General features: G+C 61.7%; 16 protein-coding genes. 11 read left to right on the top strand and 5 right to left on the bottom strand.

The genetic code is table 11. From position 1 onward, the window contains the following. The first annotated feature begins 82 nt into the window (after nt 1-82). Nucleotides 83-784 carry an antitoxin Xre/MbcA/ParS-like domain-containing protein gene (locus tag RPF88_RS19435; RefSeq protein WP_063169907.1) on the top strand — a complete coding sequence of 234 codons (702 nt, stop codon included), beginning with the start codon at nt 83-85 and terminating at the stop codon, nt 782-784. 33 nt (nt 785-817) lie between these two features. On the opposite strand, the gene RPF88_RS19440 is transcribed toward RPF88_RS19435, so the two are convergent. Then, on the bottom strand, nt 818-3,097 hold the full coding sequence (locus RPF88_RS19440; protein ID WP_337122968.1) for an NADP-dependent malic enzyme: 2,280 nt from the start codon (nt 3,095-3,097) through the stop codon (nt 818-820). Nucleotides 3,098-3,310: 213 nt separating this feature from the next. Between RPF88_RS19440 and mutS the strand changes: the two genes are divergently transcribed. Then, on the top strand, nt 3,311-6,043 hold the full coding sequence (gene mutS / locus RPF88_RS19445) for a DNA mismatch repair protein MutS (RefSeq protein WP_337122969.1): 2,733 nt from the start codon (nt 3,311-3,313) through the stop codon (nt 6,041-6,043). 38 nt (nt 6,044-6,081) lie between these two features. Next, complete coding sequence (locus tag RPF88_RS19450; protein WP_337122970.1) at nt 6,082-9,849, top strand: hypothetical protein; 3,768 nt, start codon at nt 6,082-6,084, stop codon at nt 9,847-9,849. Nucleotides 9,850-10,065: 216 nt separating this feature from the next. Here RPF88_RS19450 and RPF88_RS19455 read toward each other — a convergent pair whose 3' ends face one another. The 3 genes from RPF88_RS19455 to RPF88_RS19465 all read right to left on the bottom strand — a co-directional run bounded on the left by RPF88_RS19455 (nt 10,066) and on the right by RPF88_RS19465 (nt 13,934). Next, a complete protein-coding gene (locus tag RPF88_RS19455) occupies nt 10,066-10,908 on the bottom strand; it encodes an aldo/keto reductase (protein WP_063171107.1) in 843 nt (280 codons plus the stop codon). A gap of 86 nt (nt 10,909-10,994) precedes the next feature. Beyond that, complete coding sequence (gene copM / locus RPF88_RS19460; RefSeq protein WP_013528057.1) at nt 10,995-11,387, bottom strand: CopM family metallochaperone; 393 nt, start codon at nt 11,385-11,387, stop codon at nt 10,995-10,997. Nucleotides 11,388-11,429: 42 nt separating this feature from the next. Further along, the gene (locus RPF88_RS19465; protein WP_337122972.1) at nt 11,430-13,934 is read right to left on the bottom strand and encodes a heavy metal translocating P-type ATPase; all 2,505 of its coding nucleotides are present in this window, start codon (nt 13,932-13,934) and stop codon (nt 11,430-11,432) included. Between the two features lie 189 nt (nt 13,935-14,123). Here RPF88_RS19465 and RPF88_RS19470 point away from each other — a divergent pair, with 189 nt between their 5' ends. From RPF88_RS19470 to RPF88_RS19500, 7 genes are all read left to right on the top strand, one after another. Then, on the top strand, nt 14,124-14,948 hold the full coding sequence (locus RPF88_RS19470) for a glycosyltransferase family 25 protein (protein ID WP_064992975.1): 825 nt from the start codon (nt 14,124-14,126) through the stop codon (nt 14,946-14,948). A gap of 78 nt (nt 14,949-15,026) precedes the next feature. Further along, a complete protein-coding gene (locus RPF88_RS19475; RefSeq protein WP_337122975.1) occupies nt 15,027-17,828 on the top strand; it encodes a [protein-PII] uridylyltransferase in 2,802 nt (933 codons plus the stop codon). Between the two features lie 46 nt (nt 17,829-17,874). After that, on the top strand, nt 17,875-19,482 hold the full coding sequence (murJ, locus tag RPF88_RS19480; RefSeq protein ID WP_337122976.1) for a murein biosynthesis integral membrane protein MurJ: 1,608 nt from the start codon (nt 17,875-17,877) through the stop codon (nt 19,480-19,482). Nucleotides 19,483-19,651: 169 nt separating this feature from the next. Then, on the top strand, nt 19,652-20,719 hold the full coding sequence (trpS, locus tag RPF88_RS19485; protein WP_063173534.1) for a tryptophan--tRNA ligase: 1,068 nt from the start codon (nt 19,652-19,654) through the stop codon (nt 20,717-20,719). A gap of 92 nt (nt 20,720-20,811) precedes the next feature. Continuing rightward, the gene (locus RPF88_RS19490) at nt 20,812-21,303 is read left to right on the top strand and encodes a universal stress protein (RefSeq protein WP_013528063.1); all 492 of its coding nucleotides are present in this window, start codon (nt 20,812-20,814) and stop codon (nt 21,301-21,303) included. A 191-nt stretch (nt 21,304-21,494) separates the two neighbouring features. Further along, on the top strand, nt 21,495-22,064 hold the full coding sequence (locus tag RPF88_RS19495; RefSeq protein ID WP_013528064.1) for a NifU family protein: 570 nt from the start codon (nt 21,495-21,497) through the stop codon (nt 22,062-22,064). 84 nt (nt 22,065-22,148) lie between these two features. Beyond that, nucleotides 22,149-22,475, top strand: a complete 327-nt coding sequence (locus RPF88_RS19500) for an NIPSNAP family protein (protein ID WP_013528065.1) — start codon at nt 22,149-22,151, stop codon at nt 22,473-22,475. Nucleotides 22,476-22,586: 111 nt separating this feature from the next. Here RPF88_RS19500 and RPF88_RS19505 read toward each other — a convergent pair whose 3' ends face one another. Continuing rightward, the gene (locus RPF88_RS19505; protein ID WP_013528066.1) at nt 22,587-23,204 is read right to left on the bottom strand and encodes a L,D-transpeptidase; all 618 of its coding nucleotides are present in this window, start codon (nt 23,202-23,204) and stop codon (nt 22,587-22,589) included. Between the two features lie 226 nt (nt 23,205-23,430). Between RPF88_RS19505 and cueR the strand changes: the two genes are divergently transcribed. Beyond that, nucleotides 23,431-23,853: a Cu(I)-responsive transcriptional regulator gene (cueR, locus tag RPF88_RS19510; RefSeq protein ID WP_337122981.1), complete on the top strand. Its 423-nt coding sequence runs from the start codon at nt 23,431-23,433 to the stop codon at nt 23,851-23,853. Nucleotides 23,854-23,898: the final 45 nt, after the last annotated feature.

Here is a 23,898-nt window from a genome sequence, read left to right on the forward strand (position 1 = left end):
CCGCCGCGATTTCCGTTTTCCGCACTAGAAGTTCAACAATCGGCCGCAGCTGAGGGGGAGCGCGCGGCCAGAAGACAGATGCATGAACAGATTTCAAATCCAGGGCCTCAAGCAGGACGACTTCGCGGAGATGGTCGCGGAAGACGTCGAACGTGCACTTGCCCACTATGACGAGGCCATCAACAAGCCCACCATGGTCTCGGTCGGCAAGATCGCCGGCAGCATAGCGTCCGCCGTCACCTTGCTGTCACCGAAGCACCGGCGCGCCATCGACGCCATCCATGCCGACCTGCCCGGCCTGGCGTCGAAATTCGTGCGCGCGCTGGCGGCGGAAGCCGCGCGCCGCAGCGAAGCCGGTATTGCCGGCGTGACAAATCCGCCGACGACCCCGTTGGCCGATGTCGAGCCTCCTTCGCTGCCAAAGTCCGACGATCTCGAATCGATGCTGATCGAGGACTGGGCCGGCCGCGTCGCCGGCTCGACCTATCTGGAAGAGCATCTGCGCATCGCCCGCTCGACCCTGCACCGCTGGCAGCGGCGGGGTGAGGTCATCGCCTTGCGCAAGGGCGGCCGCAAACATGTCTTCCCGCTGGCGCAGTTCGTCGACGGCCGGCCGGTTGCAGGCATTCGCGACGTGCTATCCCTGATCACCAATCCGAGGCTCGCATGGCTGTGGCTGACGCGGCCCTCGGCGCAGCTCGACGGCCGCGTCCCGATCGACTTGCTGCGGCAGGATCAGGTGGACGAGGTCGTCGAGGCCGCGCGCGTATTCGCGCCGGGCTGAAGGCGGCGCGGACTCACCGCTGAGGCCAGCCCCTCAAGTCCCCGCCGTGTACGCCGCGATCGCCGCCATGTTGACGATATCGCTGTCCTTGGCATTCAGCGACACGATCTGAACCGGCTTGTTCAGGCCGACCAGCAGCGGCCCGATCACCGTCGAGCCGCCGAGTTCCTGCAGCATCTTGGTCGAAATCGAGGCCGAGTGGAACGCCGGCATGATCAGCACATTGGCCGGGCCGGTCAGGCGGATGAACGGGTATTGCGCCATGGCGCGGGCGTTGAGGGCGACGTCGGCGGCCATTTCGCCGTCATATTCGAAATCGACGCGGCGCTTGTCGAGGATGCGCACGGCTTCCTGGACGCGCTCGGAGCGTTCGCCCTGCGGATGGCCAAAGGTGGAATAGGCGAGCATGGCGAGCCTCGGCTCATAACCCATGCGGCGGGCAAAGCCTGCCGCCTCCTCGGCGATGTCGGCGATCTGCTCGGCGTTCGGCATATCGTGCACGGCGGTGTCGGCGACCAGCACGGTCTTGCCCCGCGCCAGCACGATCGAGACGCCGATGACGCGGTGGCCGGGCTTGGCGTCGATGACGCGGCGGATGTCGTCGAGCGCGGTCGAATAGTTGCGGGTGACGCCGGTGACGATGCCGTCGGCGTCACCCAGCGCCACCATGCAGGCGGCAAAGTGGTTGCGATCGTTGTTGATCAGCCGCTGGCAGTCGCGAAACAGGAAGCCTTTGCGCTGCATGCGCTCGTAGAGGTAGTCGGTGTAGATGCCGTTGCGGCGCGACAGCCTTGCATTGATGATCTCGATGCCTTGCTTGTTCAAGTCGATGCCGGCGTGCTTGGCGTTTTCCTTGATGACGTCGTCGCGGCCGAGCAGGATGGCGGTGCCGAGCTTCTGGTTCACATAGGAGACGGCGGCGCGCATGACCTGTTCCTCCTCGCCCTCGGCGAAGACGATGCGCTTGGGCTGGCGGCGCACGCGGTCGTAGATGCGCTGCAGGGTCGAGGCGATCGGGTCGCGGCGGGCCGACAGTTCCTGCGCGTAACGGTCGAGGTCAAGGATCGGCTTGCGGGCGACGCCTGAATCCATCGCCGCCTTGGCGACCGCAATCGGAATGGCCGAGATCAGGCGCGGGTCGAACGGCACCGGGATGATGTAGTTGGGGCCGAATTTCGGTCGATTGCCCTGATAGGCGGCGGCGACGTCGTCGGGCACGTCCTGGCGCGCCAGTGCCGCCAGCGCCTGGGCGGCGGCGATCTTCATGTCGTCATTGATGGTGGTTGCCCTGACATCCAGCGCGCCGCGGAAGATATAGGGGAAGCCGAGCACGTTGTTGACCTGATTGGGATAATCGGAACGCCCTGTGGCCATGATGGCGTCTGTGCGGATTTCGGCGACCTCCTCCGGCGTGATTTCCGGGTCGGGATTGGCCATGGCGAAGATGATCGGGTTCTTGGCCATCGACTGCACCATGGCGGTGGTCAGCGCGCCCTTGGCGGAGAGGCCGAGGAAGACGTCGGCGCCGTCGAGCGCCTCGGCGAGGCTGCGCGCCTCGGTCTTGACCGCATGCGCCGATTTCCACTGGTTCATGCCTTCGGTGCGGCCCTGGAAAACCACGCCCTTGGTGTCGCACAAGGTGATGTTTTCGGGCGAAAAGCCCATCGCCTTCATCAGCTCGATGCAGGCGATGCCGGCCGCGCCGGCGCCGTTGCAGACCATTTTCGTGGTCTTCATGTCACGGCCGGTGATCTCCAGCGCGTTGATCAGGCCGGCGGCGGAGATGATCGCGGTACCGTGCTGGTCGTCATGGAAGACCGGAATGTCCATCAATTCGCGCAGCCGCTGCTCGATGATGAAGCATTCCGGCGCCTTGATGTCCTCGAGATTGATGCCGCCGAAGGAGGGCCCGAGGAAACGCACGCAGTTGATGAACTCGTCGGCGTCCTCGGTGTCGACCTCGAGGTCGATGGAATCGACATCGGCGAAGCGCTTGAACAGCACCGCCTTGCCCTCCATCACCGGCTTGGAGGCCAGCGCGCCGAGATTGCCGAGACCGAGGATAGCCGTGCCATTGGAGATGACGGCGACCATATTGCCGCGCGTCGTGTAATCGAAGGCGCGCGAGGGGTCTTCGGCGATGGCCAGAACCGGAACCGCGACACCAGGCGAATAGGCGAGGCTGAGGTCGCGCTGCGTTGCCATGGGCTTGGTGGCGACGACCTCCAGCTTGCCCGGCCGACCCATGGCGTGGAATTCGAGCGCTTCCTGCGCACTGACGGACGGACCGCTGTTCTCGGTTTTCCTGGCCATGATGTACTTGATTTCCTCACCGGTGCAGCACCTCGTTGAAGCGGGTGCTTTGTGTCGGACCGAATTAAGACCACGCGCCGCCGCGTGTAAACCGCCAGCGTGCGGAATCGCGGTTGGTACGCGCGATTGCGGGCATCCTGCCGTCCCGGTCGTCCCCTGTTTTTCGAAGCCCCGGCATTAAACCGCGCGATCACATCTGCTAGCGTGCGGCGCATGAACATGCACAGCCCGAACGAGCCAGACGCCCCCGAGGCGATGACGCCGGTGCCGACCGCCCACGCCGGCGCCACGCCGATGATCGAGCAATTCATTGAGATCAAGGCGGCAAACCCGGATTCGCTGCTGTTCTACCGCATGGGCGATTTCTACGAGCTGTTCTTCGACGATGCCGAGAAGGCGAGCCGGGCGCTGGGCATCGTCTTGACCAAGCGCGGCAAGTATCAAGGGCTCGACATTCCGATGTGCGGCGTGCCGGTGCATGCTGCTGACGACTATCTGCAGAAGCTGATCGGCCAGGGTTTCCGCGTTGCCGTCTGCGAACAGATCGAGGATCCGGCCGAGGCGAAGAAACGCGGCGGCAAATCGGTGGTGCGCCGCGATGTGGTGCGGCTGGTGACACCAGGCACCATCACCGAGGACAAATTGCTGGCGCCGTCGGAATCGAGCTTCCTGATGGCGCTGGGGCGGGTGAAAGGCGGAGCGGACCACTCCTTTGCGCTGGCCTGGATCGACATCTCGACCGGCGCCTTCCGCGTCACCGACACCACCGCCGACCGGCTTTTGGCTGACATCTTCCGTGTTGATCCGCGTGAGTTGATCGTTGCCGAGCCAGTGTTCCACGATCCGGAGCTGAAGCCGGTGTTCGACGTGCTCGGCCGCGTCGCCAGCCCGCAACCACCGTCACTGTTCGATTCGGCGTCCGCGACAGGGCGCATCGCCCGCTTCTTCGATGTGGCGACGCCGGACAGTTTTGGCGCCTTTTCGCGCGCCGAACTGTCGGCGATCTCGGGCGCCATTGCCTATGTCGAGAAGACGCAGAAAGCGGAGCGCCCGCCGCTGTCGCGGCCCGAACGCGAGGAGCAGGGTTCGACCCTGTTCATCGATCCGGCGACACGCGGCAATCTGGAACTGCTGCGCACGTTGTCGGGCAGCCGTGAAGGCTCGCTGTTCAAGGCGATCGACCGCACGGTGACCGGCGGCGGCGCAAGGCTGCTCGCCGACCGGCTGATGGCGCCGCTGACCGACCCGGCGGCGATCGGCGCCAGGCTGGACTCAGTGTCGTTCTTCCGTTCCGAAACGCGACTTTGCCAGGCGGTGCGGTCGAGCCTGAAGAGCGTTGCCGACATGCCCCGCGCGCTGTCCAGGCTGGCGCTCAACCGGGGTGGGCCGCGCGACCTCGGCGCGCTGCGCGCCGGCTTCGAGGCTGCAGGCGCGATCGCCGAAATCTTTGCCGCCACCGCCCTGCCCCCGGAACTTGCGGCGGCATTGGCCGCCATCCATGCACTGCCCCAAGCGCTTTCGCAGCATCTGATGCAGGCACTTGGCGACGAACTGCCGCTGCTCAAGCGCGACGGCGGCTTCGTTCGTGGCGGCTACCATGCCGATCTCGACGAGATGCGGGCGCTGCGCGACGAATCGCGAAAGGTGATCGCCGGGCTGGAACGCTCGCTGATCGACGAGACCGGCATCCGCTCGCTGAAAATCCGGCACAACAATGTGCTTGGCTACTATATCGAGGTGACCGCCAACCATCATGCGGTGATGACCAGCAGCGATGGCGCCAAGGCGCGCTTCATCCACCGCCAGACCATGGCCAACGCCATGCGCTTTACCACGACCGAGCTTGCCGAGCTCGAGACCAAGATCGCCAATGCCGCCGACCGGGCGCTCAACATCGAACTGGCCGCCTTCGAGGCGCTGACGACGGAAGCGGTCGGCGAAGCGGAGAAGATCCGTGCCGGCGCCGATGCGCTGGCCGTGCTCGATGTCTCCGCGGCGCTCGCGCTTCTGTCGGAAAGCGAAGCCTGGTGCCGGCCGGTGGTGGATTCGAGCCTTGCCTTCGAGATTACGGGCGGGCGGCATCCGGTGGTCGAACAGGCCTTGCGCCGCTCCGGCGAAGGCCCGTTCGTCGCCAATGATTGCGACCTGTCGCCGGAGGGAGCTGCCCGGAACGGCGCGATCTGGCTTTTGACCGGCCCGAACATGGGCGGCAAGTCGACATTCCTGCGGCAAAACGCGCTGATCGCCATCCTGGCCCAGACCGGCTCGTTCGTGCCGGCGACATCGGCCCATATCGGCGTCGTCGACCGGCTGTTCTCGCGTGTCGGCGCCTCGGACGATCTGGCGCGCGGCCGCTCGACCTTCATGGTCGAGATGGTCGAGACGGCAGCGATCCTCAACCAGGCCGGCGAGCGCGCACTGGTGATCCTCGACGAGATCGGCCGCGGCACCGCCACTTTCGATGGCCTGTCGATCGCCTGGGCCGCGGTCGAATATCTGCATGAGAAGAACCGCTGCCGGGCAATCTTCGCCACCCATTTCCACGAAATGACCTCGCTGGCCGGCAAGCTGGCGCGTCTCTCCAACGTCACCATGCGGGTCAAGGAATGGGAAAACGACGTCGTCTTCCTGCACGAGGTCGGCAAGGGTGCCGCCGACCGCTCCTACGGCGTGCAGGTGGCGCGGCTGGCCGGCCTGCCGGAAGCGGTGGTCGACCGGGCCAAGGAAGTGCTGCACCAACTGGAAGAGGGCGAAGTTTCGGGCAAGACCAACCGGCTGGTCGACGATCTTCCATTGTTTTCGGTGGCGGTGAAGCGAGAAGCGCCGAAGCCGATCAAGAGCGACGCGCTGGGTATGGCGCTCGGCGAGATCAATCCAGACGAGATGACGCCACGGGAGGCGCTTGAGGCGCTGTATAGGCTGAAGGGGATGGCGGGGAAGCCTTAGCTTCATTTTCAGGCCTCTCGTACCCAATAGAGACAACGATGGAAGCACAAATTCCGGAGCTAAATTTAGAAGAAATATTTGCGAGAATGATGCCGCCCGACATACCCGATAGTGTGTTCGTTGCGGAGAATGTTGAGCTGTGGAAAATCGCAAAATGGGATAAGCAGCATGCCGCCGCCGTTCTGTCTGCCCTATGCACTGTTCCAGACTTTCACGCGAACGGGATAAGGCTCGACTGGCTCCAAAGACTTGTTCTGAGCAAGTCAAATGGCGATCACAAGCCCACTTCCAGCGATTTCGAACTGGCCCTAAATGAAGGTTTGTCGCAAGCGGGCGTAAACCGATTGGAGGACCCAAACGAGGATTTGCTTTGCGATCTGATTGCTACAAAGCAAGGCACCTTTCGAATTTTTCCTGGGCAATGGGAACAGGCGACAGCATACACCCAGACGCTGATTGAAGCATTTGAAACGCTCCCCGACGCGTCGCCGAAACGCGATGCATTACAGGCCGTGCATGCACTTTTGACCCTAAGCGATGCCATGGCCGAGAGAGCCCAAGTCAATCGGGATACAATTTCTGGAGGTAGCACCTTTGCAAATATTCAGCTGCCAGAAGATGCTGTGATAGCTGAATTCGCCCAGCGTGTGCGATTTACCTACGAAGACTTAAGGCACCTTGGAATTGACGCCGACTCCCTCATACCCTTTGTGTTGGATCCGGACCTATTTCGCTTTGTCAGCGACGGCGAGGTCGGGAACACGCCTTTGGAGCTTCATCCGATCCTATCGCTTCGTGGCGAAGTGTTGGTTGTCAGTCCGAACAATATCTCGATCGCCGTAAGAAGCGTCCTCGTCAACACCGCGCTCAATGGTGGCATGGCGCAACAATTACAGTTTGCTCTCATGCGTCGGCAAGAGATTCATGCGGAAGCGACAGCATTCTGGCCCACAACGCGCCTAAATTTGTCTGCGCCCATTAAACATTCTCTGCGCGGTATGGTCACTCAGTATGATGAAGGCCGCTATTTGCACGTCTTGCAGATACCGACCACGTTCGAAGGATTCCCGAGGGCCGGATTTGCGACAGTTCGGCCGCTTTCGGAGGAAACCAACCAATTCATCGCGGATGATATCTCCCGTTTCTGGCGCTTTCTCGAGAAGCAAGGGGATTGCCGAAAAAGCGCAACGGTATTGCTTCTGACCGGATGGGGCGCGCCTCACAGCTTTGCGCCGCCTATCAAACGGGATGAGGCTCCAAAAAACTGGCAACTCATACCGCTCAGCTTCGCCGACGCGGCGGTGCTTGGTGCATGTGACGGCGGCAACCTTACTGATATTCTCAGGTTGCTTGAACAGCAGGATCGCCTAGAGGCCGACGGATACTCGTTCATGAATCCAAACGGTCTTCTCAATCTGTTCGGCTTTTTCCGGACGACAGATGGCAATTTGATCCCCGAGCAGTTCACCGACATTACACCCCCGACAATGATTGGTATGGGTACGGACGAGCTTCTCAAGCCACGGATAGAGGGAATTACCCGCCGCGATTATCGAGCCCTGGAAGCTCTTAACAATGAACACCGAGTGGTTCAGAGAACGGAACCTGGGAAAGACGGAACGCCTCCTATCTATGCGAGTGTTGACGATGTGAATGAAGGCCGCTTGTCGGGTGCCGTGACTATCGCTGGGCGCACTTGGTGGATCGAGTCTAATACTGACGAGGGCGAAAGCCGAGAATGGCGCTATCAAATCTGGAACGCCGTTCTGCAATGGGTAGGCACAATCGGAGCGCTTCTAATTGAGCGATTCCCCAACAGCTTTCCAAAACGACCGATGCGCGTGGTCTTGGAGATACCGAAATCCGATGCGTTCGAGCGGATAGCACCAGGGCTACCTGATGGCGGACCAGGGAACACCATTGCAATTCGTCGCGCTGCTGACGGTAGCGGCGGCGCAGTCGAAATCCTGGACAACTGGCTACCCTTCTTACAGTTTCCTGAGAATGTTGCAGAAGTTGCGCTGACCGCTTCGGTTGTCGAATTGCTGAGTGAAACGACTGGAGAGCCCATAGCCAAAGCCGATTTTGCTCGGATCATAACGGAAATCGTGGGTACCAAGGACTGGCGATGGCTCCATGCATTCGAGGCAAAGACTCCTCTTGATCGGCTTGCGGGGCATCAGCTTATCCGGCCATTCAAACGAATTCCGTTCTCTGCATCTTCGCTCGTAAAATGTCAGTCGGTCTGGGAATTTCGAGACCGCTCAGAGGGATCGCAGATCGATGGTGAAGACCAGTGCAGGGAATTTCTCGCCGAGTACAAGCAAGAAATTCTGAGCTCCATTATCAAAGACATTCGCAGCTTCAATCGACTAGGCTTAGTCACCAGGGCAGCGCACGACTACCAAGCCGCCAGACGAGAGCAGGCAAGATGGCGGGGAACCATACGGGCATTGAGAGCCATTCGCGGCGATCAGGCCAATCAAACGGCCTTTAAGCGACAGAATGAGATAAATTCTGTTCTGCGCGCGGCGAAAGCCATACTCGAAATTGGTGCTTGCGAAGCACCAGAGGATGGCGGCGTCGAACCTAGTAGGGCTGACATGGAGGAACTGTACGCAAAAGTCCTTCTGCTTATAGGTAACAGTCAGCTCTTTTCAGCCATACGTGCTGGACTGATCCCTCCAAAAATCACGCTGAGTCCAGCCGGCGATATCCTGACCGAGAGAGCTATTTTCAGCAAGCTATTGGAACCAGGGGCTGTCTGGGCAACCAACAAAAACCTGAACTTTGCTTCTGATGAATATCTCAAGAAAAAGGAGCAGGACAATTGGAGACCCATTGATGAGCGAGTGGGATGGAACGCTGCTCTTAGGTCCGCGGTCGAAGCGGAGTATGGGGTTCCCACCGAAGCGTTTATCGATTTGCAGTTTGCGCTTACCCAGCTTGCAGAATTGAGTGAACTTAGCATCATCCCTGCAAAACATTCGGAACTTGCCGAGATTCTTGCCAATAGTGAAGCCTTTCCAAGGGCTGATCCTCTGCCTTTGCTAAAGCGTCTTACCCTACAAAGGCGAACCTCTTGGACTGCCGGATTGCCAGATGCCGATATTGACCTTGGACGTTTCGATCGACCGTTCTCACTAATCAATCGTCCGCTCCTAATGTTGGACGATAATCAGACGGACCCTCTGGTACTCATGTCGCCAGTACTAGTTTCGGATTCCGCTATGTTCTCAATTTCTGGATTGATGGAGGGAAACCTCAACAATGCGTTCTGGGAATCAGATCGAGCTCGAAGCTACGCAGGTGAGCAAGGGCGCGTTGCCGGAGAAATTTTTGAGGAGTCTGTGGCGCAACGGCTGCGCGAACTTGGGCTAGACGCACAGTCTCGAAGTAAATTGTCCGCGATCCTCAATCAGAAGGTTGCACCAGAATTTGGTGATGTCGACGTTTTTGCGATCTCTGCCGATCGCGAGCGGGTTTTTGTAATCGAGGCAAAAAACTTGCGGCTTTGCCGGACTGAAACCGAGGTGGCGGCAAGAATGTCGGAATATCGTGGTCGCACCGTTCCCACCTCCAAAGGGGGTACCAAGCCGGACAAAATGCTGCGTCACATCCGCAGGGTAAAATATCTGCGGGACCGCGCAGACGCTATAGCGAAGAATTTAAAACTGCCGAAGCCCCCTGAAGTCAAAGGTCTATTGATTGTGGACGCACCGCAGCCGATGAATTTTCATATGCTTGATGAATTGCCGGATGCAGAAAGCGCATTCCTAGATTCCATCGAAAATTACAAATTTTGATTACTTTTATGTAATATTTAAAGATCTCCGCCGCTCGTAAAATAATCAATACGCCTCCAGGTTATATTTGCAATTTTGCATTGGATGCCGCGAAAAATGGATCAGTAACAGCATGGTCTAAACGCTCCCTCGGAAACCCGCGCCATGAGCGAGACCTTTACGTCTCATTGAGCGGATATCTCTTCCGAGAACCGGCCCCGCCTCTTGGGATCATCTCTAAATCATCTCCAACCCGCGCTTGCGCGCTGGTGGCGGGAAGGCGCGGTCGAGATCGGCGATGTCCTGCGGCGCAAGCTTGATGTCGAGCGCAGCGACATTCTGGCGGACATGCTCCTCGCTGCTGGCCTTCGGGATGGCGATGACGCCCTCCTGATGCATCACCCAGGCCAGGGCGATTTGCGCTGGGGTCGCATTGTGGCGCCCGGCAATGGCTTCGAGCCTGGCATTGCGCGCCAACGCACCCTGCTCGACCGGCGAATAGGCCATCAAGGGGATGCCGCGCTGCCGGCTCCAGGGCGCCAGATCGAATTCGAGGCCACGCCGGACCAAATTGTAGAGCACCTGGTTGGTCTGGACATTGCCGCCATCGGGCAGGCCGATCAGCTCTTCCATCTCGTCGGTGTCGAAATTGCTGACGCCCCAGTGGCGGATCTTGCCGGCCTTTTTCAGGGCCTCGAAGGCCGCGACGGTTTCCGTCAATGGCACGCTGCCGGGCCAATGCAAGAGATAGAGATCGATGCGGTCGGTGCGCAGGCGTTTCAGGCTGTTTTCGCAGGCCCGCTGCACGCCCGCGCGCGAGGCGTTCGACGGTAGCACTTTCGAGACCAGGAAGGTCTCGTCGCGGCGCCCGGCAATGGCTTCGGCCACCACCTCCTCGGCACCGCCGCTGGCATACATTTCGGCGGTGTCGATCAACGTGATGCCGAGGTCGAGGCCGAGCTTGAGGGCATTCACCTCATCGGCGCGGCGACGGGAATCTTCGCCCATCTTCCATGTGCCCTGGCCAAGCACCTGAACGGCTTCGCCGGAGGACAGTTTGGTGGTTCTGATGGTCGGCATGGCGGGCTCCAGTTGGGGCCGGATCGCATCACAGGCTGGGCGATAAATCCAGAGGCGTTCTCGCCGCGCTGGCGATGGCTGAAGACTTACTTCACCGGATGGGCGGCGAGCCAGGCCTGCATCTGCTTGATCTCTGCTTCCTGCGCGGCGATGACGCCTTCGGCCAGCTTGCGGATTTCCGGGTCCTTGCCATTGGCAAGTTCAACCTTGGCCATGTCGATCGCACCCTGATGGTGCGGGATCATGCCTCTGACGAAATCGACGTCGGCATTGCCGGTGTAGTCGGACGCCATCATGTCGGCATGCATCTTGTCCATCGCCGCCTTGTAGCCTTCCGTCGAAGGACTGGTCGCGTCCGTCGCCATGGCGCCCATGTCGTGTTTCATCTCTTCGCTCTGCGCCGGAACGCTTTCGAGGAAGACGGCAACCAGCATTCCGGCCGCCATCAGCAGCAGCACGAGTTTTTTGGCGAAGGTCATACATGGTCTCCTGTGGATGGGTTTCGTATTTGGGGGCTTGGATCAGAGTTTCAATGTTCTCAGCCGCAATGCGTTTGCGATCACCGACACCGAGGACAGGCTCATCGCCGCCGCTGCCAGCATCGGCGACAGAAGCGTGCCGGTGAGCGGATAGAGCACGCCGGCGGCGACCGGCACGCCAAGCACGTTGTAGAGGAAGGCAAAGAACAGGTTCTGGCGGATGTTGCGGATCGTCGCCTGAGCCAGCGTGCGCGCCCGCACGATGCCGTTGAGGTCGCCTTTGACCAAGGTGATGCCGGCGCTTTCGACGGCGACATCGGCGCCGGTGCCCATGGCGATGCCGACATCGGCGGCGGCAAGGGCCGGTGCATCGTTGACGCCGTCGCCGGCCATGGCAACGCCGGTGCCTTTTGCGCGCAGTTCCTCGACAAGGGCTGCCTTCTGTTCCGGCAGCAGGCCGGCGCGGACCTCGTCGATGCCGAGGCTTCTGGCGATCGCGTTGGCCGTGCGTTCATTGTCGCCGGTCGCCATGACGATCCGCAAGCCGCTTTCATGCAGCGCCTTGATCGCCTCGGCCGTCGTTGTCTTGATAGGGTCGGCGACGGCGACGATGCCGGCCAGTTTTTTGTCGACAGCGACGAACATCGCCGTCTTGCCTTCGAGTTGCAACGCCTCGGCCTTGGCCGAGATGGATGCGATGTCGACGCCAAGGTCGGCCATCATCGCGGCGTTCCCGAGCGCGACCGTCTTTCCCGAGACCGAACCGGACACACCCTTCCCGGTGACCGCCTCGAAGCCGCTGGCCTCTGCAACGGTCACGCCGCGCGTAGCGGCGCCGTCGACGATGGCTTCAGCCAGCGGATGCTCCGAGCCTTTCTCCAGGCCCGCGGCAAGCGCCAGCAATTCGTCTTCGGAGAAGCCGTTTGCCGTGACGACATCGGTCAGCTTCGGCCGGCCTTCGGTCAGCGTCCCCGTTTTGTCGACGATCAGCGTGTCGACGGAAGCGAAGCGTTCGAGTGCTGCGGCTTCCTTGATCAGCACGCCGGCATGCGCCCCGCGCCCGGTGGCGGTCATGATCGACATCGGCGTCGCCAGGCCGAGCGCACAGGGACAAGCGATGATCAGCACCGACACCGCCGAGACGATGGCAAAGATCAGGCTGGGCTCGGGTCCAAACACGGCCCAGGCGATGAAGGCGACAATCGCGACAAGGACGACGGCCGGGACAAAGTAGAAAGAAACGCGATCAGCCAACCCTTGGATCGGGGCGCGCGAGCGCTGCGCCTTGGCGACGAGCTCGACGATGCGCGCCAGCGTCGTCTCGGCGCCGACCTTCTCAGCGCGCATGATCAGCGCACCATTCTTGTTGAGCGTGCCGCCGGTCAGCGCATCGCCCTCGACCTTCTCGACCGGCAACGGCTCGCCCGTGATCATCGATTCGTCGAGCGAGGACCGTCCTTCCAGCACCGTGCCATCGACCGGCACGGCGTCACCGGGGCGTATGCGCAGGCGATCGCCGGCCTTGACGGCGGCGAGGGGCACGTCGTTTTCGGAACCATCGGCGGCGATCAGCCGCGCTGTCTTCGGTGCGAGATCGAGCAAGGCGCGGATCGCCGAGCCGGTCTTTTCACGGGCGCGCAGCTCCAGCACCTGGCCAAGGAAGACCAGCGCGACGATGACGGCGGCAGCCTCGAAATAAACCGGCACCGCACCGCCATGGCCGCGGAACTGATGCGGAAAGATATCCGGAAACAGCGTGGCGACGACGCTGTAGAGATAGGCGGCGCCGACGCCGAGCGAGATCAGCGTCCACATGTTGGGGCTGCGGTTGACGAGCGAATTCCAGCCGCGGTGGAAGAAAGGCAGTGCCGCCCACAACACGACGGGGCTGGCCAATGCCAGCTCAAGCCAGACCTTCGTCCGCTCGTCGACAAAAGCCTGGAAAGTCAGGCCAAGCATCGGCGCCATGGCGATGACCAGCAAAGGAACGGATAGAGCGGCACTGACCCAGAATCGCCTGGTGAAATCGACCAGTTCCGGATTGGGACCCTCGTCACCCGTTGGTATGCCCATCGGCTCCAGCGCCATGCCGCATTTCGGGCAGGATCCGGGCTTGTCGCGGACGATCTCCGGGTGCATCGGGCAGGTGTATTGCGTGCCCTTGGGCATCGGCTGCGGTGCTGGCCTGCCGCCGAGATATTTTTGCGGCTCCGCCTCGAATTTCGCCTGGCAAGCGGCCGAGCAGAAATAGAAGCCCCGGCCTTCATGGCGGGCAAAGTACCTGGCTGTCGCGCGGTTGACGCTCATGCCGCAGACCGGATCGGTGGCGGTCAGGAATTTTTCCGGTTCGGCGACGAATTTCGTGCGGCAGCCCTGGCTGCAGAAATGATAGAGATGGCCATCATGCTCGGCCGTCGGCTTGCCAGCCGCCGGATCGACAGTCATGCCGCAGACCGGGTCGCGGACGACGCTCTTCGTGGTGGGCACGGAGCCTTTTGTCGAGCAGCAGCTACCGTGCGCGTGATGATCGTGATCTGAATGCGTCATTCGAAAATGCCTTGATGGATCGGTGTGTGACGTGGAGATAGGGCTTCCAGTAACTGGAAGGTCAAGGGCTGTTTCGACTTTTCTTCTCCGGTCCACGGCGCGTCCATCCACCCCAGAAAAAGTCTCACGCGGCAACACCAGGCCTGCTAGAAAGCGCGAGCGTCGCGGGGGTGGGGATTTTCTTCGGTAATGAAGCGTCTGGTCATCAATCTCGATCGGTCTCCCGATCGCCTTGCCCGTGTGACGGCGGAGTTTGCCCGCATCGGCGTTGCATTCGAACGCGTTCAGGCCATAGACGCACGCGACCGGCCGGAGCTGGACCAGCTGCCGCAAAATGTCGGATATCGGAACAGGCTGCCATTGACTGACGGCGAGATCGCCTGCCTGCTCAGTCACCGGGCCTGCTGGGCTGTCATCGCGCAAGGCGACGCCCGCTACGGGGCGATTTTCGAGGACGACATCGTCTTTGCCGCAAAAGCCGGCGCATTGCTTCGCGACAGCGACTGGATCCCAGCCGATGCCGAAGTCGTCAAGCTCGAAAGCTACTTCTGTAAGACCGTGATCCGACGCAAGCGCATTGCCATCGGTCACGGCTTTTCCACATCCAAACTCGACGCCGGACATATAGGAACCGCCGGCTACATCATCTCCAGGCAAACCGCGCTCGACCTGATCAAGGCCACCGAGGAGATCGGCATCGCTGTCGACGACCTTGTCTTCAACCCCGAGTTTTCGGTTTTGCGAGGCGAGACGATCTATCAGCTTGTTCCTGCGCTCTGCGCGCAAGATCAGTTCCTTGGCGACAGGGCGCTCCAATTGCCAAGCCTGCTCAGAGAAAAGCGGGATATCCAGTGCGCCGCACCCGCCGGGACCGGGAAACGCAGAAAGACAGCCATAGCGAGGGTCAAAGCCGAGGCTCGGCGAATAGGCAAGCGCATTGTCGATTTCGGTCGACTGAAGCGGAGAATGGTCATTCCATTTACTTATCCGAGCCAAAACTCAGCCGGGTCTTGAACCGGCTTCAACGCCCCATACCCAGCGCCGCCAAAACGCGCTATAGACGCCGCCGAAACGGCAAGGCCGACTGGATATATGGCAAGAATCTCCCTGAAGCTCGACGAATTGATCGACGGCGAAGCCTTGCGCCGCGAGATGACCGCGCTGACCGCGGGCACGGCGGGCGACGGCTCAGGGCAGGCTGCGCGCAATGGTGTGCTCCAGCTGCTCAAGGGACGACTGGCGGACGGGCGCGCCATTGCCGAACGCATGCTGAGGGACGATGGCGGCGGCAGCGCCTGCGCGGCGCGGCTGTCGCATCTCATGGACGAGATCATCCGGGCGCTTTACGATTTCGCCGTCACCCATGTCTACCGGGTCAAGAACCCGTCCTCCGCGGAGCGCATGGCCGTCGTCGCTGTCGGCGGCTACGGCCGTGGAACGCTGGCGCCGGGGTCCGACATCGACCTGTTGTTCCTGCTGCCTTACAAGCAGACGCCGTGGGGCGAACAGACAGTCGAATACATGCTCTATATGCTGTGGGACCTGGGGCTGAAGGTCGGCCACGCCACACGCAATATCGACGAATGCCTGCGCCTGTCGCGCACCGACGTCACCATCCGCACCTCGATCCTCGAAGCACGTTTCCTGTGGGGCGAGGAAAAGCTCTATGATGAACTGATGCTGCGCTTCGACCATGAGGTGGTGCGCACGACCGGCCCCGAATATGTCCAGGCCAAGCTTGCCGAACGCGATGACCGCCATGCCAAGGCCGGCGAAAGCCGCTATCTGGTCGAGCCCAACGTCAAGGACGGCAAGGGTGGCCTGCGCGATCTGCAGACGCTGTTCTGGATCGGCAAATATTTCTACCGGGTGCGCACCGGCGAGGAATTGGTCGATAAAGGCGTCTTCACCGAGGGTGAGTACCGCGAGTTCCAGAAAGCCGAGGATTTCCTGTGGGCGGTACGCTGTCACATGCATTTCCTCACCGGCAAGGCCGAGGAGCGGCTGCATTTCGACATCCAGCGCGAGATCGCCGAACGGCTCGGCTACACCACGCACCCCGGCCTGTCGGCGGTCGAGCGCTTCATGAAGCACTACTTCCTCGTTGCCAAGGACGTCGGCGACCTGACCCGCATCTTCTGTGCCGCGCTCGAGGAGGAGCAGGCCAAGCACGTGCCGGGCTTCAACCGCATCTTCCTGACTTTCTCGCGGCGCAAGCGCAAGCTGGCCGGCACGTCGGACTTCATTGTCGACAACCACCGCATCAACATCGCCGACGACCAGGTGTTCGAGCGCGATCCGGTCAATCTGCTCAGGCTGTTCTGGTTCGCCGACAAGCACGGTCTGGAATTCCACCCCGATGCGCTGAAGCTGCTGACCCGTTCGCTCGGCCTGGTCAACAAGTCGCTGCGGCGCGACGAGGAGGCCAACCGGCTGTTCCTCGACATATTGACCTCGGATCGCAATGCCGAACTCAATCTGCGCCGCATGAACGAGGCCGGGCTGCTCGGCAGGCTGATCCCGGATTTCGGCAAGATCGTCGCCATGATGCAGTTCTCGATGTACCACCACTACACGGTGGACGAGCACCTCATCCGCTGCATCGGCGTGCTGGCCGAGATCGAACGCGGCGACGGCGAAAAGGTCCATCCCCTGTCGCACACGCTGATGCCGGGGCTGAAGAAGAGCCGCGAGGCGCTCTATGTCGCCGTACTGCTGCACGACATCGCCAAGGGCAGGCCGGAGGACCATTCCGAGGCGGGGGCCAGGATCGCACGCCGCATCTGTCCGCATATGGGGCTGTCGCCTGCCGATACTGAAACCGTTGCCTGGCTGGTCGAGAACCATCTCGTGATGTCGATGACAGCCCAGACCCGCGACCTCAACGACCGCAAGACCATCGAGGATTTCGCCGCGATCGTGCAGTCGGTCGAGCGGCTGAAGCTGCTTTTGATCCTCACCGTCTGCGACATCAGGGGCGTCGGACCGGGTGTCTGGAACGGCTGGAAGGGCCAGTTGCTGCGCACGCTCTACTACGAGACCGAATTGCTGTTGACCGGCGGGTTTTCGGAAGTGTCGCGCGCGCAACGCACGGCGGCGGCGCGCGAGCGTCTGGCCGAGGCGCTTGCCGACTGGCCGGACAAGGCCCGCAAGCGCTATGTCGGCCAGCACTACGAGAATTACCTTTTGACCGTCGATCTCGCAGACCAGCTGCGCCATGCCGAATTCATTCGTGAAGCTGACGCGTCAGGCAACAAGCTTGCCACCATGGTCAAGACCCACCAGTTCGAGGCGGTGACCGAAATCACCGTGCTGGCGCAGGACCACCCCCGCCTGCTCTCGGTCATCGCCGGGGCGTGCGCCGGGGCCGGCGGCAACATTGTCGACGCGCAGATCTTCACGACGTCGGACGGCCGTGCGCTCGACACGATCCTGATCAGCAGAGAATTCGACCGCGACGAGGACGAGCGCCGGCGTGCCGAGCGTGTCGGCCGGCTGATCGAGGACGTGCTGTCGGGCAAGAGCTGGCTGCCGGAAATGATCGAGAAGCGCACCAAGCCGCGGCGCGGCTCCAAGGTGTTCAAGATCCCGCCGCGTGCCGAAATCCGCAACACGCTGTCGAATCGTTTTTCGGTCATCGAGGTCGAGGGCCTCGACCGGCCTGGGCTGCTGTCGGAGATCACCGGAACGCTTTCCGACCTGTCGCTTGACATCGCATCGGCCCATATCACCACCTTCGGCGAAAAGGTCATCGACACTTTCTATGTCACCGATCTCACTGGCCAGAAGATAGATAGCCCGGCCCGCATCGCCACCATCCGCAATCGGCTGATGGCAACGCTCGAAGGCATCGTGCCCGAACGCGGCGGCAAGTCCAGGGCGGCGGCCGAGTGACAACGACCATCACTTTGTCCCAATTCCGCAGGCAGTTCCCAAAAGCATGAGCCTCGTCAAGAAATTCGCAACGGTCGCTTCCGGCACGCTGATGAGCCGCGCGCTCGGTTTCGGCCGCGAGATGCTGATGGCCGCCGCACTCGGCACCGGGCCGGTCGCCGATGCCTTCAACGCCGCCTTCCAGTTTCCCAACACCTTTCGCCGGCTGTTTGCCGAGGGCGCCTTCAACGCCGCCTTCGTGCCGCTGTTCGCCAAGGAGATCGAGACCCACGGCACCGAAGGCGCCAAGCGCTTTTCCGAGGAAGTGTTCGGCGTGCTGTTCACGGCGCTGCTGGCGCTGACCATCATCATGGAACTGTCGATGCCGCTGATCGTGCGCTATCTGGTGGCGCCGGGTTTTGCCGGCACGCCGGGGAAGTTCGACACCACGGTGACGCTGGCGACGATCATGTTCCCCTATCTAATCTGTATGTCGCTGGGCGCGATGATGGCGGGGATGCTGAATTCGCTGCGCCGCTATTTCGCCGCCGCCGTGGCGCCGGTGTTTCTCAACATCATCCTGATCGGCGTGCTCGCCTATGCCTGGTACAAGGGCTCGGATGCCCTCACAGTCGGCTACGGGCTGTCCTGGGGCGTGCTTGCCGCCGGACTGGTGCAGCTGGCGATCGTCTGGGTGGCAGTGCGCCATGCCGGCATCTCGATCGGCTTTCGCCGTCCCAAAATGACGCCCGCGGTCAAGCGGCTGCTGATCCTGGCGCTGCCGGCGGCCATCACCGGCGGCATCACACAGATCAACCAGCTGATCGGCACGGCGATCGCCTCGGCGCAGAACAGCGCGGTGTCCTCGCTCGCCTATGCCGACCGCATCTACCAGTTGCCGCTCGGCGTGGTCGGTGTCGCGGTCGCCATCGTGCTGTTGCCCGAACTGTCGCGCGCGCTGAAGTCGGGCAATCTGATCGAGGCGGCCAATCTGCAAAACCGCTCGGTCGAGTTCACGCTGTTCCTGACGCTGCCGGCAGCCGCCGCACTCTGGGTGATGTCGGAGCCGATCGTACGGCTGGTCTATGAGCGCGGCGCGTTCGCCGCCAACGGCTCGACGCCGACGGTGGCGGCGATCCTGGCGATCTTCGGCCTCGGCCTGCCGGCCTTCGTGCTGATCAAGGCATTCACGCCGGGCTATTTCGCCCGAGAGGACACGCGCACTCCGATGATCTTTGCCGCCATCTCGGTGGCGGTGAACGTCACCACGGCGCTGACGCTGTTTCCACGGATGGGCGCGCCCGGCATCGCGATGGCCTCGGCCGTCGCCGGCTGGGTCAACGCGGTGATGCTGCTCGGCGTCCTGATCCGTCGCGGCCACTGGGGCCGCGACGTGCCGCTGATGAAGCGCATTCCACGTCTGGTGCTGTCGGCTATCGTGATGGGGGCAGCGCTCTATTTTGCCGAGCATTGGTTCGGCGTCAGGCTCGGGCCCGGCTCGCCGCTGGTGGTCAAGGCGACGACGCTGCTGTCGCTGGTCGCGGGTGGGGCGCTGCTGTACTTCATCACGGCGTTTGCCACCGGCGGCGCCGATTTCGGCATGATCCGTCGCAACGTCAAGCGGGGATCTGGCAAGTCGGCGCCACCGATCGCAAAGACCGAACTGGACGAGTAGGCCGGGCAAGCTCGCAGCGCCGTCTTGATCGCAGCGCCGTCTTCGTCCATAAGCGCGCCGTCGCAAGACTTTCGCCGCGCGCGGTTTCCAGCCGCGTGATTGGCTCCGAAAAGTCTGCAACTTTTCGGAATCACGCTTATACGGCCCTCCACAAGCCATGAGGACAATCATGACCGCCTTCAAGCCACTCGTCTTTTCCGGTGTCCAGCCGACCGGCAATCTGCATCTCGGCAATTATCTCGGCGCCATCAAGAAATTCGTTGCCCTGCAGGACACCTCCGATTGCATCTATTGCGTCGTCGACCTGCATTCGCTGACAGCCCAACTCGTTTATGAAGACCTGGCCGACCAGACGCGGTCGATCACCGCTGCGTTCCTGGCCTCGGGCATCGATCCGAAGAAGCACATCGTCTTCAACCAGTCGCGGGTCATGCAGCACGCCGAGCTTGCCTGGATCTTCAATTGCGTGGCGCGCATCGGCTGGATGAACCGCATGACGCAGTTCAAGGACAAGGCCGGCAAGGACCGCGAGAATGCCTCGCTCGGCCTGCTCGCCTATCCCTCGCTGATGGCTGCCGACATCCTGCTCTACCGTGCCACCCACGTCCCTGTCGGTGAGGACCAGAAACAACATCTGGAGCTCACCCGCGACATCGCGCAGAAATTCAACAACGACTTCTCCGACCGTATCGCAGCGCTCGGCGTCGGCGTCGAGATGCAGATCGGCGAAGAGACCGTGAACGGCTATTTCCCGCTGACCGAGCCGGTCATCGGCGGGCCGGCGGCGCGCATCATGTCGCTGCGCGACGGCTCCAAGAAGATGTCCAAATCGGACCCGTCTGATCTGTCGCGCATCAACCTGACCGACGACGCCGATGACATCTCGAAGAAGATCCGCAAGGCCAAGACCGATCCGGAAGCGTTGCCGAGCGAGCTGGATGGCCTGGCCGGCCGGCCCGAGGCAGAAAACCTGGTCGGCATCTATGCGGGTCTCGCCGAGATGTCGAAGGCGGATGTGCTCAAGCAATTCGCCGGCCAGCAGTTTTCCGTGTTCAAGCCGGCCTTGGCCGATCTTGCTGTGGAAAAACTGGCGCCGATCGCCAGCGAGATGCGCCGCATTTCGGATGACCGCGCCTATGTCGACGCGGTGCTCAAGGACGGCGGCGAGCGCGCCGGCGTGCTGGCCGAAGCGACGATGAAGACGGTGCGCGACATTATCGGCCTGCTGCAGGGCTGATCGCGACATCGGGTGCACTGGCACAAGGCCGGCGGCTTGCCGCCGGTCCGCCGCAGTGGCAGATTGCGCCGCAAGACACCGAGTAGATAGACATGGTTTCCAAACGCCTCAGCCGCGAAGCCGGCCATCGCAGGAAATTCCTGACGATCATCGACGACACGCCGGAATGCGAGCGTGCCGTCGCCTATGCCTCGAAACGGGCGCAGAGCACCAGCGGCACGCTGGTGCTGCTCTATGTCATCGTGCCGGACGACTTCCAGCATTGGCTGGGTGTCGAGAAGATCATGCGCGAGGAAGCCAACGCCACGGCGCGCGCCGCACTCGACAGCTATGCCAACAAGGTGCGCCAGAAGCTCGGCATCGAGCCCGAGATGGTGGTCCGCGAAGGCAAGCCGACGGAAGAGATTCACAAATTGATCGAGGAAGACCAGGACATCGCCATCCTGGTGCTGGCCGCCGGTGCGGGCAAGGAGGGCCCGGGACCGCTGGTCGGCGCCGTGGCCGGCAAGGGTGCCGCCTTCCCGATCCCGGTGACTGTCGTGCCGCAGAACCTTTCGGACGAGGAAATAGACAGCCTGGCCTGAGGTGTGCTGATTTTCAGGTGATGCCGGCCTGACCTGAAAATCTCAACACACCGTCGGGCGCGTCCCCGGGGCGCGCAAAAAACATTCCGCCAGCCAGCCATTCCGGCGATGCGTTTCGCTTGAATGTCCGGCCAATTGAGCCTATTTAGAATTGTTCCAAACTAGATGCCCAAACGGGCACGGAGACGGCCATGTTCATCCAGACCGAATCGACGCCAAACCCGGCGACGCTGAAGTTCCTGCCCGGCAAGGAAGTGCTTGTGGAAGGCACCGCCGATTTCCGCGATGCCGACAGCGCCGCCGTCGCCTCGCCGCTGGCCGGCCGGCTGTTCGAAATTCCTGGCGTCACCGGCGTTTTCTTCGGCTATGACTTCATCACCGTGACCAAGGATGGCCCCGACTGGCAGCATTTGAAGCCGGCGATCCTCGGCGCCATCATGGAGCATTTCATGTCCGGCGCGCCCGTCATGGCCAAGGCTGGCCCGGCCGCCGAGACCAGCCAGACCGGTGAGTTCTACGACAAGGCCGACGAGGAGCTGGTCATCACCATCAAGGAGCTGCTCGACACGCGGGTGCGCCCGGCGGTCGCCCAGGATGGCGGCGACATCACCTTCCGCGGCTTCGAGAATGGCACGGTGTTCCTGCACATGAAGGGTGCCTGCGCCGGCTGCCCGTCATCGACGGCGACGCTGAAGCACGGCATCCAGAACCTTCTGCGCCATTTCGTGCCGGAAGTGCAGCAGGTCGAGCAGGTCTCCTGACGCCCGTTTTTACAATTCTACCCTGCTGACCGTCTGGTCCGATTTCTTCGCTTCCGGCGCATCGGTCAGAAGGAACTCCAAAAAATGATCTACGAACTTCGGGTTTACCGGGCTTTGCCGGGACGCTTGCCGGCGCTTCTTGATCGCTTCGACAAGATCACGCTCAAATTATGGGAAAAGCACGGTATCCGCCAAGCGGGTTTCTTTACCACGCTGATCGGAGCTTCGAACAACGAACTGACCTACATGCTGGCATGGGAATCGCTGGCCGAACGCGAAGAGCGTTGGACGGCGTTCGTGAAGGACCCTGCCTGGACGCAGGCGCGGGAAGATTCCGAGCGTGATGGCCAGATCACCGAGACAATCATCAACCAAATTTTGGTTCCCACCGCGTTCTCGGCGGTGTCCTGACCGCCGAGCAGGCGTCGCATCGCGCAAACAACAAAAAACCGGGCCGAATTGCCCGGTTTTCTGCTTGGGACGTCCGTTGTTGCCTAGACGGTCCGCGTACGAAAACTGCCTCTAGAGAACGATGACCTTGGCGCCGACCGAGGCGCGGTCATAGAGGTCGATGATATCCTGATTCATCAGCCGGATGCAGCCAGACGACATCGCCTTGCCGATCGAATTCCATTCGGGGCTGCCATGCAGGCGATAGCCTGAATCACCGCCCTTGTTGAACAGGTACATGGCGCGCGCGCCGAGCGGGTTCTTCAGGCCCGGCTCCATGCCGCCGGCAAACTTTTCCAATTCCGGCTGGCGCTGGATCATCTGCCTCGGCGGCGTCCAGGTCGGCCATTCGCGCTTGAGCGCAATGTGGGCGGTGCCATGCCACTCGAAGCCCTCGCGGCCGACGCCGATGCCGTAGCGAATGGCCCTTCCGTCGCCCTCGATGAAATAAAGGAACTTGTTCTGCGTATCGACGATGATCGTGCCCGGCTTTTCCGGGCTATCGTAGTTCACTTCCTGCCGATGGTACTTCATCGGCACTTTCTCGATCGGGATGCGCGGCAGCTGATAACCGGCGTCGGTGACCGCGCCGTAGTCGTTGGAGAATATCTGCGAGCCGATGGTGCTGCAACCGGCGATAGCAGTGGAGAGCGCCAGTGCGGCGATGATTGCAAACGACTTCATGCGCATCAGGTGATCCGGTGCCCCGCCCAAACTCGGCGGCACGAGTCGGCCGCTCTCTCATCATCATTCATGCTGGCATTTGCTTTGCTTGCCAAGCGCGCGATGCCTATATGCCTGCCTTGACGTACCGGTAAGCGTATCACTATGGCATTTTGGCAACAGGACTCACAGGATTGTGAAGCAAATTCAAGGGGCCTGCTCCATGGGTTCCTGGAAATCGAGGAGAACCGTCATGAATGTCGGTGACGCCGCCCACCGCTCCGGCCTGCCGGCCAAGACCATCCGTTACTATGAAGAGATCGGCCTGATCGCCCCGGCACGCGCCGCCAACGGCTACCGCGATTATTCCGGAGACGACATCCATCGGCTGGCCTTCCTGCGCCGCGCGCGCAATCTCGGCTTTTCCATCGACGATTGCCGCCAGCTGATGGCGCTTTACCAGGATCGCAGCCGCGCCAGCCAAAACGTGCGCGAAATCGCCGCCGCCCATGTCACGGCGATCGAGGAGAAAGTGCGCGAGTTGCAGTCAATGCGCTCGACGCTGCAGAAACTGATTCATGCCTGTCACGGCGACGAAAGGCCGGATTGTCCGATCCTTGATGACATGGCGGGCGCGGTATTGCCCAGCGACAAGGGCGCCTCTGCGCCTGCATAATGACCGTATGTCGACGACGCCCGAAGCCTGGTCGACTCCTGCCGG

The sequence above is a fragment of the Mesorhizobium sp. ISC11 genome, from assembly GCF_037162595.1.
In the GTDB taxonomy this organism is placed as follows: Bacteria; Pseudomonadota; Alphaproteobacteria; order Rhizobiales; family Rhizobiaceae; genus Mesorhizobium; species Mesorhizobium ciceri.